We start from the raw sequence: 13982 nt of genomic DNA, 5'->3' as shown, positions 1-13982 counted from the left end.
CGGCCCCTTGAGGGGAGCCTATACTTATAGAACTATGCAACAGAAACTGAACCTGTATAATACGCTTACGCGAAAGAAAGAGGAGTTTGAGCCGCTGCACGCCCCGTTTGTGGGGATGTATGTGTGCGGGCCGACGGTTTACGGGGAGCCCCACCTGGGCCATGCCCGCAGCGCCGTTACCTTCGATGTGCTGTACCGCTACCTGAAGTACCAGGGGTATAAAGTGCGCTACGTGCGCAACATCACTGATGTGGGCCACCTGGAGAACGACGCTGACGAAGGGGAGGACAAAATTCAGAAGAAGGCCAAGCTCGAGCACCTGGAGCCGATGGAGGTAGTGCAGCACTATACCAACATCTACCACCAGGAGATGGACAAGCTCAACATGCTGCAGCCCGACATTGAGCCGCGTGCCTCCGGCCACATCATCGAGCAGGTGCAGATGATACAGGAGATACTCGACAACGGCTACGCCTATGAGGTAAACGGCTCGGTATACTTCGACGTGACTTCTTACAACAAGGAGCACAAGTATGGCAAGCTATCGGGCCGTGTGATTGAGGATCTGATGGCCAACACCCGCGACACCGAGGGGCAGAGCGAGAAGCGCTCCCCACTGGATTTTGCCCTTTGGAAGAAGGCCTCTCCGACGCACATCATGCGCTGGCCTTCGCCGTGGAGCGAGGGCTTCCCGGGCTGGCACCTGGAGTGCTCGGCCATGAGCCGCAAGTACCTTGGTACCACCTTCGATATCCATGGGGGCGGACTGGACCTGATGTTCCCGCACCACGAGTGCGAGATTGCGCAGAGCCAGGCCAGCCACAGCCACACCGACGCCGCCAAGTACTGGATCCACAACAACATGATCACGGTGAACGGGCAGAAGATGGGCAAGTCGCTGGGCAACTTTATCAACCTGAGCGAGCTCTTCAGCGGCAACCACGCGATGCTGGAGCAGGCCTACACGCCCATGACCATCCGCTTCTTTATACTTCAGGCGCACTACCGCAGCACGCTGGATTTCAGCAACGAAGCGCTGCAGGCGGCGCGCAAGGGCTACACCAAGCTCATGAACGGCCTGCGCGTGCTCAAGAAGTTGGAGTATACAGAAGAAACCGCCGAGACAGTGCCGGACGAGAAGCTGAACGAGGAGCTGCAGAAGCTGGCGCAGGAGTGCTTCCGCGGCCTGAACGACGACTTGAACACCGCTAGAACCATAGCAGCGCTGTTTAACCTGCTTAAAAAGATCAACAGCCTGTACTTAGGCCAGATCAACATGGGGCAACTCTCCAGAGGCACCTTCGATTTGATGCGCGACACGTACCAGGAGCTGGTGCTGGATGTGCTGGGGCTGAAAGAGGAATCGGTAGGCGACATAGAGGAGGTGCTGAACCTGGTGCTCTCGTTCTACAAAGAGGCCAAGGAGCAGAAAGCCTACGACAAGGTAGATGCCATCCGGGCGGAGCTCAAGCAACACGGCATCGTAATCAAGGACATGAAAACAGGAATAGACTGGGCTTATGAAGAATAAACGGAACATGCTGGCACTGTTGCTTTGCGGAACCCTTTGCCTGACCGGCTGCGACTCTTCTGAGAAGGGAAGCACGGGACAGGTGGCAGCGGTGGAAGAGGAAGAAACTGCCGCCATGGTGCAGGCACCTGACTTTAACGCTGACTCGGCTTATGCCTTTGTGGCCAAGCAGGTGGCTTTCGGGCCCCGTGTGCCCAACACTGCGGCGCACTACCAAACCGGCGAGTGGATTGTGGCCAGACTGAAAGAGTACGGCGCCCAGGTGCAGGAGCAGAAGTTCCAGATGAAGGCCTACGACGGCACCGTGCTGAACCTGCGCAACATCATCGCCTCCTATAACCCTGGTGCCGCCAACCGCATTCTGTTGGCCGCCCACTGGGATACCCGCCCCGTAGCCGACAAGGACGATACCAATACCGACAAGCCCATAGAGGGAGCCAACGACGGAGGCAGTGGGGTAGGGGTGCTGCTGGAAATCGCCCGTACCCTGCAGCAGGCCCAGCAAAAGCCCGATGTGGGCGTGGATCTGATCTTCTTCGACGGGGAGGACTACGGTCAGCCCGACGACAGCCCGATGCCGTACGTGCAGGACTCCTGGTGCCTGGGCTCGCAGTACTGGAGCAAGAACAAGCATGTGGCCAACTACCGCGCCAAGTTCGGCATCCTGCTGGACATGGTGGGGGCAGAGAACGCCCGCTTCCCGCGCGAGGGATACTCCAGGCAGTTTGCCAACGAGGTGGTGAACAAAGTATGGAAGGCCGGAAACAGGCTCGGTTACTCGGATTACTTTAAGTACCAGAACGCCCCGGCTATTACCGATGACCACTACTATGTCAACACCATCGGCAAAATTCGGATGATCGACATCGTGGAGCTGAACCCGAACGCCGGCAGCGGCGATATCTTTGGTCCGTACCACCACCGCCACACCGACACGATGGACAACATCAGCAAAAACACTCTGAAAGCCGTTGGCCAGACCGTGTTGCACGTGCTGTATAATGAATAGAGAGAGTTTTAGAGTTAAAGAGTTGAGGAGTTAGAGAGTTGAGAAAACTCGACGATGAATAACGTGTAACGACTAGCCGGCTTATACTTTGACCTTACAAAAAGCCCTTGCCTTATACTTTAAAAGGCAAGGGCTTTTTCTTTTTCGCTAGTTAAAGCAAACTATACTTAGCGCACCAGCCCGTCCTGCGCCATCCTGCCAACAGTCAGCTCGGCCAGGGTAACGGAGGCCTTGCGCAGGCTGGAGGGGCTGTGCGACGCACTTTGCGCCGACCATTTCAGTTGCTCAGTTCCTACATCGTAGAGGTTGGTTTCCAGGAAGTATGTTTTCTGCTCGGTGTAATATCCGGGGTCGTAGATGGTGGGGTACCAGTAGGTATAATACCCCCTGAACCTGCCATACCAGCCAAACCGCGTGATGGGCGCATAGCCGTAGCTGCCCGGCACGTAGCGGGTTTCGGTTTCCTCGTCTAGCAGGGCCACAGTAAGTATGGCGTCATACTGCTGCTCCCGCACTTTATCGAGTATCTGGTTTACATCCGGCCCTCCCTTCTGCGACATGGTCGGCGGAAACATATCTATACTTTTAGCGCCTTGTATACCCCGCTGCTGCAGTTGCGCCTGCATGTCGGTTTCCACCGTCTGCCTTGCCCGCACATTGTCCGTCAGGGCTACCACCATTATTTTGTCATAAGCCTGGCCGCCTCCCTCAGGATTTTTCCAGGTGCCGGTTATTTGCGTGGAGGGAGCACAGCCCGATAAAACCATGGTAAGCAGAAGTATAAGTACAAGCAGGAAGTTATACTTCCAGGTTGTTTTTCTAACACCTAACTCCATCATTACTAAAATTTTATACTTATACTTTATAACGAGTACGGCTCTTGTTTAGATGCTTGCCCAGCGAGGTGTAACTATAAAATAAGGTGTTTACATTTAATGATGTTTTATACTTTTGCAGTGGTGAAAGACATGATGGTTTGACTGTGAAGGAGGTTCTAATTGCTGTTTCGGGCACAACTTTTTCAGGCGGTTGAAGTATAGGTTTGGGCAAGCCACCCGGCCTGCGTCACCAAGAATAAGGTGCCTGCCACGCTATAGAAAACACCGCGGTTCAAAGCCTGCAAAGGCTTTGCCGCTCTGGTAGATTCAGAACAACCCTGTGTGAATATCATTTATACTTAGTTCTACATCTTACATTCTACCCAAAAACTATCAAAACAAAATGAGTTACGAGAAAATCGTTTCGCTGCTTGGCTCCGATGCAGAGAACCTGCTGCAGTACCAGAGCCAGACCATTTCCAAAGAGCAGCTGCACGCACCCGGCCCCGGCTTTGTGGATCGCATCTTTGCGCAGTCTAACCGTTCGCCGCAGGTGCTGCGCAGCCTGCAGCAGTTGTTCAACGCGGGCCGCCTGGCTGGCACCGGCTACCTGTCCATCCTGCCCGTAGACCAGGGCATCGAGCACACCGCCGGCGCCTCTTTCGCCCCAAACCCCATCTACTTCGACCCGGAGAACATCATCAAACTGGCTCTGGAGGGCGGCTGCAACGCCGTGGCCACTACCTTTGGCAACCTGGCGATGATGTCGCGAAAGTATGCGCACAAGATTCCGTTTGTGGTAAAGATTAACCACAATGAGTTGATGACTTACCCCAACAAGTATGACCAGATCATGTTCGGCTCTGTGGATGAGGCCTGGAACCTGGGCGCGGCTGCCGTAGGCGCCACCATCTACTTTGGCTCGGAGGAGTCTACGCGGCAGATAATAGAGGTGGCCGAGGCCTTTGAGCGGGCCCACCAACTGGGCATGGCCACCATACTTTGGTGCTATACTCGCAACAACGCCTTCAAGAAAGACGGCGTGGACTACCACGTAGCCGCCGACCTGACAGGCCAGGCCAACTACCTGGGCGTTACCATCCAGGCCGACATCATCAAGCAGAAACTGCCCGAGAACAACGGTGGCTTCAAGGCTATTGGCTTCGGAAAGACGAACGAGAAAATGTACTCCGAGCTTACCACCGACAACCCCATTGACCTGACGCGCTACCAGGTGGCCAACTGCTACATGGGCCGCGCCGGCCTTATCAATTCCGGTGGCGAGTCGAAGGGCGCTTCTGACCTGGCCGATGCCGTGCGCACGGCCGTTATTAACAAGCGTGCCGGCGGTATGGGGCTCATTTCAGGCCGCAAAGCTTTCCAGAAAGACATGAACGCCGGTGTGGAGTTGCTGAACGCCATTCAGGACGTGTACCTGGCAAATGAGATTACACTGGCGTAATTTGTAGCAGAACTGCTGATTATTACATATTTTTGTGGCCTGCCTTTGCCAAACCCCCTGGGTGGCTGGGCAGGCCACTTTTTTGATTTTATACTTTAACTCAAAAGTATAGCCATAACTTTAAATGTGCGGAAGCACGCTGTATAACTATGATGCCTTGGTTTAAAAGAGCAGAAAAAGGAATCCATACGCCAACAGAGCAGAAGAAGGAGACACCGGACGGATTGTGGTACAAGTGCCCGAACTGCAAAACCGTGACCAGTATGGCCGAGCACCGCAAGAACCTGAACACCTGTGTGCAGTGCAGCCACCACGACCGCATCGGCTCCAAAGAATATTTTGCGATACTGTTCGATGACAATGAGTTTGTGGAGCTGGACGAAAACCTGAGCTCCGGCGACCCGCTTGAGTTCGTAGACTCCAAGCCATACCCGCAGCGCATTGCCTCCACACAGAAGGCCACGGGCCTGAAAGACGCCGTGCGCACGGCCTACGGCAAGCTGAACGGCCAGAACATCACCATTGCCTGTATGGATTTTGCCTTTATCGGTGGCTCCATGGGCTCGGTGGTGGGCGAGAAGATTGCCCGCGCCATAGACCATGCCCGCAAAACCCGCACGCCTTTCCTGATGATTTCCAAGTCGGGTGGCGCGCGCATGATGGAGGCTGGTTTCTCGCTGATGCAGATGGCCAAAACCTCTGCTAAGCTGGCTTTGCTCTCTGAGGAGAAGCTGCCGTACATCTCCCTGCTCACAGACCCAACCACCGGGGGCGTGACAGCCTCTTACGCCATGCTGGGTGACTTTAACATTGCCGAGCCGGGCGCCCTGATTGGTTTTGCCGGCCCGCGCGTTATCAAGGAAACCATTGGCAAGGACCTGCCGAAAGGCTTCCAGAGTGCCGAGTTTGTGCTGGAGCACGGCTTCCTGGACTTTATCGTGGACCGCAAGCAACTGAAAAACCGCCTGAGCGAGCTGCTGAGCATGGTGCTGCTGCCAGAGGACGTGACAACCGCTCCGAAAGCCAAAAGATCCGCGAAGGCATCCTAAGCAGCAGTATAGCAAGTATAAATTATTATAAAACAGGAACCTGTTGGTGCTGCCCCGTCAGTGCTAACAGGTTTTTTTATAGGACCTTACGAAAGTATAATTTCTTCTAATATATTCGCACCGCAATATTTTAGCAGTTCGAAAGTACGATTTGGCACAGGACTTGCGTTTGCAGGTGAAAGAACATTACTAACTATTTCAATCAATCTATTACAACGAACATTTACAGAAATTACTAAACCCCAATTACCATGAAATTTCTAAAACTATCCCTGAGCTCTATGCTCGCTGTTACCCTCCTGTTTTCTTCTTGCCAGAGCACTGCTCCGGTGGCAGGTTCAGGTTCTACTACCCAGACAACCGAGAAGAAAGGTATGAGCAAGACTACGAAGGGTGGCCTTATTGGTGCCGGTGGTGGTGCCGTAATTGGTGGCCTGGTAGGCAGCAAGCTGGGTAACACGGCTGCAGGTGCTATTGTGGGTGCTGCTGTAGGTGGCGCTACGGGTGCCGTTATCGGTCGCAGAATGGACAAGCAGGCCGAGGAGCTGGAGAAAAGCATGGAAAACGCCAACGTGGAGCGCGTGGGCGAGGCTATCCGTGTGAACTTCGACTCAGGTATACTTTTCGCGGTTAACTCTGCCGAGCTGAGCGCCTCCGCCAAGCAGGATATTCAAAAGCTGGCCAAGACGCTGCAGGAGTACCAGGGCACAGACGTAATCATCGAAGGCCACACCGACAACACCGGCTCTTACGAGCTGAACCAGAAACTGTCCGAGCGCCGTGCGATGGCTGTGAAAAACTATGCTCAGACCCTGGGTGTGGACGCCAAGCGTCTGCAGGCCAAAGGCTATAGCTACGACCAGCCTATCGCTGATAACAGCACTGTGGAGGGACGTCAGCAAAACCGCCGTGTGGAGATTATCATTGTGGCTAACGAAGAGCTGAAGAAAGCTGCCGAGAGCGGCCAGATCGACTAAATACCATCTCCATTTTAAAGTTTAAAAGTATAGTGCCTGCTTCCTGTAAGGGAGGCAGGCACTTGTTTTTTGTACCAACGGGAGTTGCCAAAGGCATCCGTAAAACTCAGTAGAAGTATAGCCGTTATAGGAGATATACCCGGTACCGCAGTCTGTTGAGGGCCCTGTGGCTAGAAGCAGAATGGGTTTGGAGCTGATGAAACTTTTTCAGCAGATGTTTATATAACATTTTAGGTATATAGTGAGTAAAAGGCTCAGGATTATGGAATATCCTGATTCAACTTAAAGAATGAATTATGAAGAATTTTAGAATTAGTCTTTCTATACTAGCCGTTATCGCCATGTTATTTACCTCGTGTGCTTCCAGCCGTGAGGGTGGCGGCATGAGCAGAACCGCCAAGGGCGGCGTAATTGGTGCCGGTTCCGGTGCCGTGGTAGGTGGTGTGGTTGGCCGAGTGGCCGGTAACACAGCGGCAGGTGCCATTATTGGTGCTGCCGTGGGTGGTACGGCAGGTGCCCTGATTGGCCGCCACATGGACAAGCAGGCGGAGGAACTGCAGCGTGACCTGGAGAACGCTGAGGTAGAGCGTGTGGGTGAGGGTATCAAGATTACCTTCAACTCCGGCATCCTGTTCGCCACAAACTCTTCTGACTTGCAGTCTAACGCCAAAACCGAGATCTCGCAGCTGGCCCAGACCCTGAAGAAGTACCCTGATACGAACATCCTGATTGAAGGCCACACTGACAACACCGGTAACAGAGGCATCAACCAGCCGCTGTCGGAGCGCCGTGCGCAGTCGGTAGCCAATTACCTGTCATCGATGGGTGTTGACCGCTCCCGTATGACTACCCAAGGCTATGCCGACGATCAGCCTGTGGCGGATAACAGCACCGTGGAGGGCCGTCAGCAAAACCGTCGCGTAGAGATTGCCATCTTTGCCAACGAGAAAATGAAGAAAGCCGCTGAGCGCGGAGACCTATAACAGCATTAAACGTTAGAATTAAGTAGTAGTAGATTGATTGGATAATTGGTGATTACCAGCCGCGCGGGGGCGCGGCTGGTTTTTTTGTGCCTGTTGGATGGCGGATTTTATACTTGCGATCTGTTCGGAAGTATACTGAGCACGGTATTTATACTTTTGCTGTGCCTCACATGCGGTATGTGACTCGGTAAGATATGAAGTGCAAAGAATGTAGATTTTATACTTTTATACTTTCTCGCTACTTCCAACTCTTCCGCTGCCTAGTAAAAGCCAGCGTCAGCAGCATGGCGACAACTGCTCCTGCAAAGGCCATGGCGATATCTTTTTGTGCATCCCATATGTCGCCCTGCATCCCCAGAAAATTCATGCCCTCCTCTTTGCCACCGTACACCCAGTCGGCTACAATCCACTCTACCAACTCGTACAGCGCACTGGAAGAGAGCACCAGCTCCACGGGTAACAGGTATGTTAAGAACGGTCTCAGCTTAAAACCATAGGCCAATGCCTCATACATGGGGTAGGTCAGGAGCAGGCCGTAGCCCAGGTGCACCAGCCGGTCGTAATGGTTGCGCTCAAACCCCAGCTGCCCTTTCAGCCACTCCCCAAAGGGGTTGTCCTCATACTGATACTGGCTGCCGTACACGTGCAGCAGCAGAAAAAGGAAGATTAAAGTATAGCTGGTGTCAGAAAAGCGGAAGATGTTGTAGAAGGCTACCAGGAAAATGAGGAGCGACAGCGTGAGCGTGTTCTCCAGCAGCCAGTTTTCCATATCGGGGGTGGTGAGGCCGGTGTATGCCCAAAATACCAGAAACAGCACACTGTAGAGTATGTGCAGCGGTTGTTGGCGGTACGTAAGGCGAGGCGTTGTAGTGGCTGGCATCAGGTTAAGTATAGTTCTAGGAACTGCTCATCTGCCATTTAACTGCATCGCCTATACTTTGTTTCGGTGCGGGCTCTGAAGGTTTGCTAGGCCATCATCTCTTTTTGGAAGAACACGAGCCTGATGGGGTTGTCGAGCGGGCTTTGGGTGGGGTCGCAGTGGTAACCGAACATATCCACGCCATTGAGGTAAGGCAGCAGCTTTTTATAGTACGTATGGCCCGTGTTCTCCGGGTTAAAGGTGATGTCGTGAAAGACGCAGGTGCGCTTCTGCGCCATGCGCTCCAGCCGGTCAAAGAGGGCTTCGGGCTTGCCCAGGTCGCCGGAGTATACGTAGCGCTCGTCGCCCTCCTCAAAAATGTACGCATACGTTTGCAGGCCCTCAGAATGTTTGCCGTAGGTATCCACGCAAGCTATGCCCTCAAAGTTTTCCAGCGGCACAAACTCAGCATACTTGTCCGGGTCCTTCACCTGTATCTCCAGAAACAAGTATAGCTGCTGCTTAAACTGCTCCGAAGGGTAAAAAATAACCGGCTTGGGCGCCTTCTCCACAATGCTTTTGTAGAGGAGCAGGTTGGCCAGGCTGCCGCAGTGGTCGTTGTGCAGGTGGGTGATAATGATATGGCTGACCTTCTGCACCAGGTTTTTCTGCACCAGCGCCGGAAACACGGTAAAGCCGCAGTCTATCAGCAAGTGGATGCCCCGGAAGTTTAGTACAGCTGCAGAATTGAGGTATTCGGTGTCGAAGGCACCGCCCGTCCCTAAAAACTTAATATCCATATAAGTGCAGTGGCCGCAGGGGCATATACAGGTGAACAAGAAATATAGCGACTGACGGCAAAAATAGTTGTAAGAAAAGTGGGGCTATTTTCTCAGACGCTATACAAGATACTACAGGGCAGGGAAATTATACTATGGCACCCGGAAAAAACTTACCAACAGAACCGGTGTTGCGCCGTAAAAAAGAGCCGTAACCAGTGCAGCTGCCTATGGATGCTCATCAATTACCCCCAAACGAGAAAACCTTGCTTACCCACGAACTGCTGAACCAGGAGTACAGGCACCGTGTGCTGGAGCCGCGCCGCAGCCACATGCACGAGCTAATCTCCACCATGCTCTCGCACCGCACCAACCACAAAGACGAGGAGAAAGCCTTTTATACCATGCTGGAGCGCTTCGGCGATTGGGAAGGTGTGATGAATGCGGATATAGACGAACTGGCCGATGCCATCCAAACGACCCGCTACCCGGGGCAGAAGGCGCCACAGATACAGCAGACCCTGCAAATTATAAAGCAGGAGCGCGGGGAGTTCAACATTGATTTCCTGGAGGAGATGCCGGTGGAGGAGGCCATGGCCTGGCTGACTAAACTGCCGGGCGTGGGGGTGAAGACGGCTACCTTGCTTTTGCTTTTCAACTTCAAAAAGCCGGTGATGCCCGTGGATACGCACGTGTTCCGGATAAGCCAGCGCGTGGGGCTGATTGGAGCCAAGGTTACGGCAAATAAGGCCCATACTATACTTTTGGAGATGCTGCCCCCGGAGCCGGAGGTGCTTTACAATTTCCACATCCACATGCTGCGCCACGGCCAGCGCATCTGCACTTTCTTCAGCCCCAAATGCGAGCAGTGTGTACTAAACAGCATCTGCAATTATTACCAGGACGTGCGGCAAAAGGGGATAGATAAGGCGGCGTGAGGTAGATGAGGCCTATAAGCAAGAGCCAGTATATGAGAAACAGGCGTTTTAGGGCAATTCAGGATAATGGTATGGAAAAGTTAAAGCAATCTATACCCTGGGTTTATCACTTCTAGGCCTATTTTTCATATACCCTGTTACCGGGTTCTATTTCATCCAAACTACCTTTTGGTCTGACTTATGGTCTTGCCCTATAATATCTTTGTATAGTTCGGGCCTGCGGGCAGTAGCGTAACGATTACCCCCGGCCAACTTTAAAGCCTCCGGATTAAGTGTTGCCATCGCAAACTCATTCTCAAAGGAAGTGCATTCGGCTACCACATCACCATAGGGGTCTATAATCATGGAACAACCGTTTTTGAGTTGGTCGTCATCCATGCCTATAGGGTTTGAAAATACAACGTAAATGCCATTGTCATAAGCCCTGGAAGGTAGCCACTTCATAAGCCAGGCTCTTCCTTTCATGCCTTCGAATTCCAATTTTAAGGAAGTCGGATCATTCTCCCTGTTATACCATAATTGGGGATCCACAAAGCCTGCGCCCGGTCGCGTGGAAGGTGTACACATCGTGACGTGGGGCATAAAGATGATATCAGCGCCGAGCAACTTGGTGGCCCGTACATTTTCTATGACATTGTTATCATAGCAGATAAGGATGCCGCATTTCCAGCCCTTAATTTCAAAGATGCAGTAGGTGTTCCCTGGTTTAATGTGCGGGTTGATGAAGGGGTGCAGTTTCCGGTGTTTTGCTACCAGCCCTTCTTCATTTACACAAACATGGGCCTTGTAAATGTCATTGTTTTCGTCTTTCTCCAAGAAGCCGGCAAGAATGTGAATCTTATAGGTTTTCGCTATTTCCTGGAGCTTAGCCACCGTTTTACTTTCCGGAATAAACTCGGCAAGGTCTAAGATCTGCTCCTTTGATAGCTTTCTGGCAAAGGTGTAGCCGTGGACAGAGCATTCATGGAAAGCGATGACATCGGCCCCTTTTTCAGAAGCTTGTTTAGCCAACCCTTCAATTATAGCCAGGTTTTTAGCCTTGTCACCACTGAAGTTTTCAAATTGTGCGGTCGCTATTTTTAACTTTTCCATACTTTTTTTGAGTAAATATAGTCTTCAGTTCTGAACTTCCCGGTATCGCACGGTTTCATAGTGTGGGGATAAATTAAAGGTGTTGTTATAGTTGCGGCTCTAGTTCCTCCTTAATTTTAGCTATGACTGATTTTTCCTTCCGCCTTCCTAATTTTGCTATAAGTAAGAGAATGAGTGTGATTCCTATCCCTATCCCATAGGCTTCTATACCTAACCACCTTTTCTCAGCCATTGATATAGCAAAAAGTAGTATCCATACTAAGGTTAGAAACATTGTTCCCATTGCAATAGACAGTGCACGAGTTTGAGGAGTCAGGTGAACACTAACTTGCCCCAAGTCTTCCTTGATCCTAAACTGTACAAAAAGAGAGTCTAACCCTCTTTTATCAAATACAGGAGCTTGGTTCTCGGATGTCAGATAGTACTCTCCGTGCAGAACCTGTAGTTCTACATCATACATATTCCCCTTCGAGAATACCTGCTTAAGTCTTCTACTTGTTTCTTCCTTCGAAAACTTACTTCTGATAATGATATCACTCATCTGAGTAGGAAATTGGGTATACTGTATGGCGAGGCGAGAGCAGAAGTATAGCCAAGCTAGATAGTTCTACCGGTTGGTTTTACCCCAAAGTATTGCCATAAGTAGGCTTCGTACTCAGTTGCGCTTTGCAGTTCGATTTCCTTGGTAAGCTCACCTTCCTTTATCTTAAGCTTGTGCTCTGTGAGTGTGATCCGGCCTTGTTCGGTGGGAAGCGTGATCATGCTGCGGTGCCTGAAGTGGGAGCTGGGATCATTCTGGTGGAAGTGGCACATGTCCCCGAATTCATCCAACGCCCTAGGTGTTTTCCGGAAGATGTACTCGGGCCGGAACTCGCCGTTTTCCATGCGGCTCACCCGGTAATAGCACTCATCATACTTGTCGAAGACATAATTTCCCCGTGCGTCGGCCTGTACCTGGTTCAGTTCTATTTTTAACGGCGTAAAACTGAATTCCCCGAACCCGACATCTGTCAGATATTCTTCTCCCTTGATAGTTACAAGCAGCGCCAGATGGTCGTATTCCGGCGAGTAGGTGCCTTCGCTGCTGGAGTATACTTTGGCAGAAATCCGTTTTACATCAAAGCCAAGAGCAGAGAGCAACTCAAAGTATAAACCATTCAGCTCGTAGCAGAACCCGCCCCGCTTTTGAAGCACCACCTTGTCGAAGATCTTTTCCACGTCCAGTTCGATCGGGGTGCCATTGTGAATATCAAGATTCTCGAAGGGAACGGCTAACAGGTGACGTTTCTGTAGTTGCTGCAGCACTTTTAGGGTCGGCTGTCGTTCCCCGGAATAACCAATGCGTGCCAGGTATGCTTCAAGGTTCATGCGCTTTGACGTTATGCTTTTACAACTGGGGTGAGTTTATGCCCATCACTACATACGTACTGCCCTTATACTTGCCCCACCTCGATTTAAAGTATAAAACAACTGGCCTAACAATACGCCAGCTGCACTCCCTTATCACCAACCTCCAGCCTTGCCTCTCTTCCGCACACCAGCGCCAGGTTGTCTGGCTCGTGGCCGGTCGGGAAGCCGTAGCAGACAGGGTAGTCATACTTGGCCGTGTGCTCGGCTATAATCTCGTAGGCAGTTTTGCCAAACGGGTCGGCGTTATCTTTCATGTCGCTGAAATGCCCTACAATCAGTCCCGCCAAGTCTTTAAGCTTACCGGCGCGATCAAGGTGCACCATCATGCGGTCGATGCTGTAGAGGTACTCATCCACATCCTCCAAGAACAGGATTTTGCCTTGCGTGCCGAAGTCGGAGGGGGTGCCGGAAACGTTGTGCAGCAGGGCCAGGTTACCGCCAATCAACTGACCCTGGCCGGTGCCGGAGCGGTTAAACGGATGCGGTGCCACTTCGTAGGTTAACTCCTCACCAAAGAGTACCCGCCGCAGGCTGTCCAGCGCGGCCTCGGTACCGGTAGGGAAGAGCAGGGGCATGATGCCATGTATACTTTCGATACCTAGGCTGTGGATGTGGCAGAGCAGCGAGGTGATGTCGCTGAAGCCCACCACCCACTTCGGCTGCTCCTGAAACCGGCTGAAGTCTGCCTGGTCGAGGATGCGGGTGGTGCCGTAGCCGCCACGGGCACAGATAATGGCCTTGATGTCGGGGCGGTCCAGCGCCTGTTGCAGGTCCTGCAGGCGCAGGGCATCGTCGCCGGCAAACACGCCATAGGTGGCACCCACCGTGGGGCCAACCTCCACATCCAGCCCCCACTCCTGCAGCACCTGGATGGCCTGTTCTACGGCTTCGCGGTCTATTTTTCGGGCAGTGGCGATGATGGCGACCTTGTCGCCGGACTGAAGAGGAGTAATCATATTTTATACTTTATTTGGCTTAGGGCTAAGTTATAGGTTTTAAGCAAGATTTGCGAACAAGGCATTTTTTAACCATCTTCGAAAACTTTTTTTTACAGCCAAACACCTCACGCAGCCAG

General features: G+C 52.2%; 14 protein-coding genes. 7 read left to right on the top strand and 7 right to left on the bottom strand.

All coding sequences use genetic code 11. The features are described 5' to 3' along the window. The first annotated feature begins 34 nt into the window (after positions 1–34). Together cysS and BM040_RS08975 are read left to right on the top strand one after the other, a co-directional pair. The gene (gene cysS, locus BM040_RS08980) at positions 35–1531 is read left to right on the top strand and encodes a cysteine--tRNA ligase (RefSeq protein WP_092100208.1); all 1497 of its coding nucleotides are present in this window, start codon (positions 35–37) and stop codon (positions 1529–1531) included. Next, on the top strand, positions 1521–2540 hold the full coding sequence (locus BM040_RS08975) for a M28 family peptidase (protein ID WP_092100206.1): 1020 nt from the start codon (positions 1521–1523) through the stop codon (positions 2538–2540). Before cysS ends, BM040_RS08975 begins: the two co-directional genes overlap by 11 nt. Before the next feature lie 167 nt (positions 2541–2707). Here BM040_RS08975 and BM040_RS08970 read toward each other — a convergent pair whose 3' ends face one another. Beyond that, positions 2708–3379 carry a hypothetical protein gene (locus BM040_RS08970; RefSeq protein WP_245756155.1) on the bottom strand — a complete coding sequence of 224 codons (672 nt, stop codon included), beginning with the start codon at positions 3377–3379 and terminating at the stop codon, positions 2708–2710. Positions 3380–3761: 382 nt separating this feature from the next. On the opposite strand from BM040_RS08970, the gene BM040_RS08965 reads away from it, so the two are divergent. The 4 genes from BM040_RS08965 (at position 3762) to BM040_RS08950 (ending at position 7829) form a co-directional block, all read left to right on the top strand. After that, complete coding sequence (locus BM040_RS08965) at positions 3762–4820, top strand: class I fructose-bisphosphate aldolase (protein ID WP_092100204.1); 1059 nt, start codon at positions 3762–3764, stop codon at positions 4818–4820. Between the two features lie 152 nt (positions 4821–4972). Beyond that, entirely contained in the window at positions 4973–5869 is an 897-nt protein-coding gene (gene accD / locus BM040_RS08960) for an acetyl-CoA carboxylase, carboxyltransferase subunit beta (protein WP_092100372.1), read from the top strand. A gap of 251 nt (positions 5870–6120) precedes the next feature. Further along, positions 6121–6846, top strand: a complete 726-nt coding sequence (locus tag BM040_RS08955; RefSeq protein WP_245756154.1) for a YiaD family glycine zipper/OmpA-like lipoprotein — start codon at positions 6121–6123, stop codon at positions 6844–6846. A gap of 296 nt (positions 6847–7142) precedes the next feature. Next, positions 7143–7829 (top strand): YiaD family glycine zipper/OmpA-like lipoprotein, encoded by a 687-nt coding sequence (locus tag BM040_RS08950; protein ID WP_217646739.1) that lies wholly within the window; start codon positions 7143–7145, stop codon positions 7827–7829. A gap of 238 nt (positions 7830–8067) precedes the next feature. Here BM040_RS08950 and BM040_RS08945 read toward each other — a convergent pair whose 3' ends face one another. Then, the gene (locus tag BM040_RS08945) at positions 8068–8709 is read right to left on the bottom strand and encodes a DUF2238 domain-containing protein (protein ID WP_092100199.1); all 642 of its coding nucleotides are present in this window, start codon (positions 8707–8709) and stop codon (positions 8068–8070) included. 86 nt (positions 8710–8795) lie between these two features. Then, positions 8796–9488, bottom strand: coding sequence for an MBL fold metallo-hydrolase (locus BM040_RS08940; protein WP_092100197.1), 693 nt, complete (start codon positions 9486–9488; stop codon positions 8796–8798). A 209-nt stretch (positions 9489–9697) separates the two neighbouring features. On the opposite strand from BM040_RS08940, the gene BM040_RS08935 reads away from it, so the two are divergent. Beyond that, positions 9698–10405, top strand: a complete 708-nt coding sequence (locus BM040_RS08935) for an endonuclease III domain-containing protein (protein WP_092100195.1) — start codon at positions 9698–9700, stop codon at positions 10403–10405. A gap of 147 nt (positions 10406–10552) precedes the next feature. Here the strand turns inward: BM040_RS08935 and BM040_RS08930 are convergent, their stop codons facing one another. The 4 genes from BM040_RS08930 to BM040_RS08915 form a co-directional block, all read right to left on the bottom strand. After that, the gene (locus BM040_RS08930) at positions 10553–11497 is read right to left on the bottom strand and encodes a nitrilase family protein (RefSeq protein WP_092100193.1); all 945 of its coding nucleotides are present in this window, start codon (positions 11495–11497) and stop codon (positions 10553–10555) included. Positions 11498–11582: 85 nt separating this feature from the next. Next, complete coding sequence (locus BM040_RS08925) at positions 11583–12038, bottom strand: hypothetical protein (RefSeq protein ID WP_092100191.1); 456 nt, start codon at positions 12036–12038, stop codon at positions 11583–11585. A 56-nt stretch (positions 12039–12094) separates the two neighbouring features. Further along, on the bottom strand, positions 12095–12865 hold the full coding sequence (locus tag BM040_RS08920) for an arylamine N-acetyltransferase family protein (protein WP_092100190.1): 771 nt from the start codon (positions 12863–12865) through the stop codon (positions 12095–12097). Positions 12866–12972: 107 nt separating this feature from the next. After that, positions 12973–13863 (bottom strand): S66 peptidase family protein, encoded by an 891-nt coding sequence (locus BM040_RS08915; RefSeq protein WP_092100189.1) that lies wholly within the window; start codon positions 13861–13863, stop codon positions 12973–12975. Positions 13864–13982: the final 119 nt, after the last annotated feature.

The organism is Pontibacter chinhatensis, assembly GCF_900113285.1.
Classification (GTDB): domain Bacteria; phylum Bacteroidota; class Bacteroidia; order Cytophagales; family Hymenobacteraceae; genus Pontibacter; species Pontibacter chinhatensis.
This window is presented reverse-complemented; position numbering and strand designations above follow the sequence as displayed.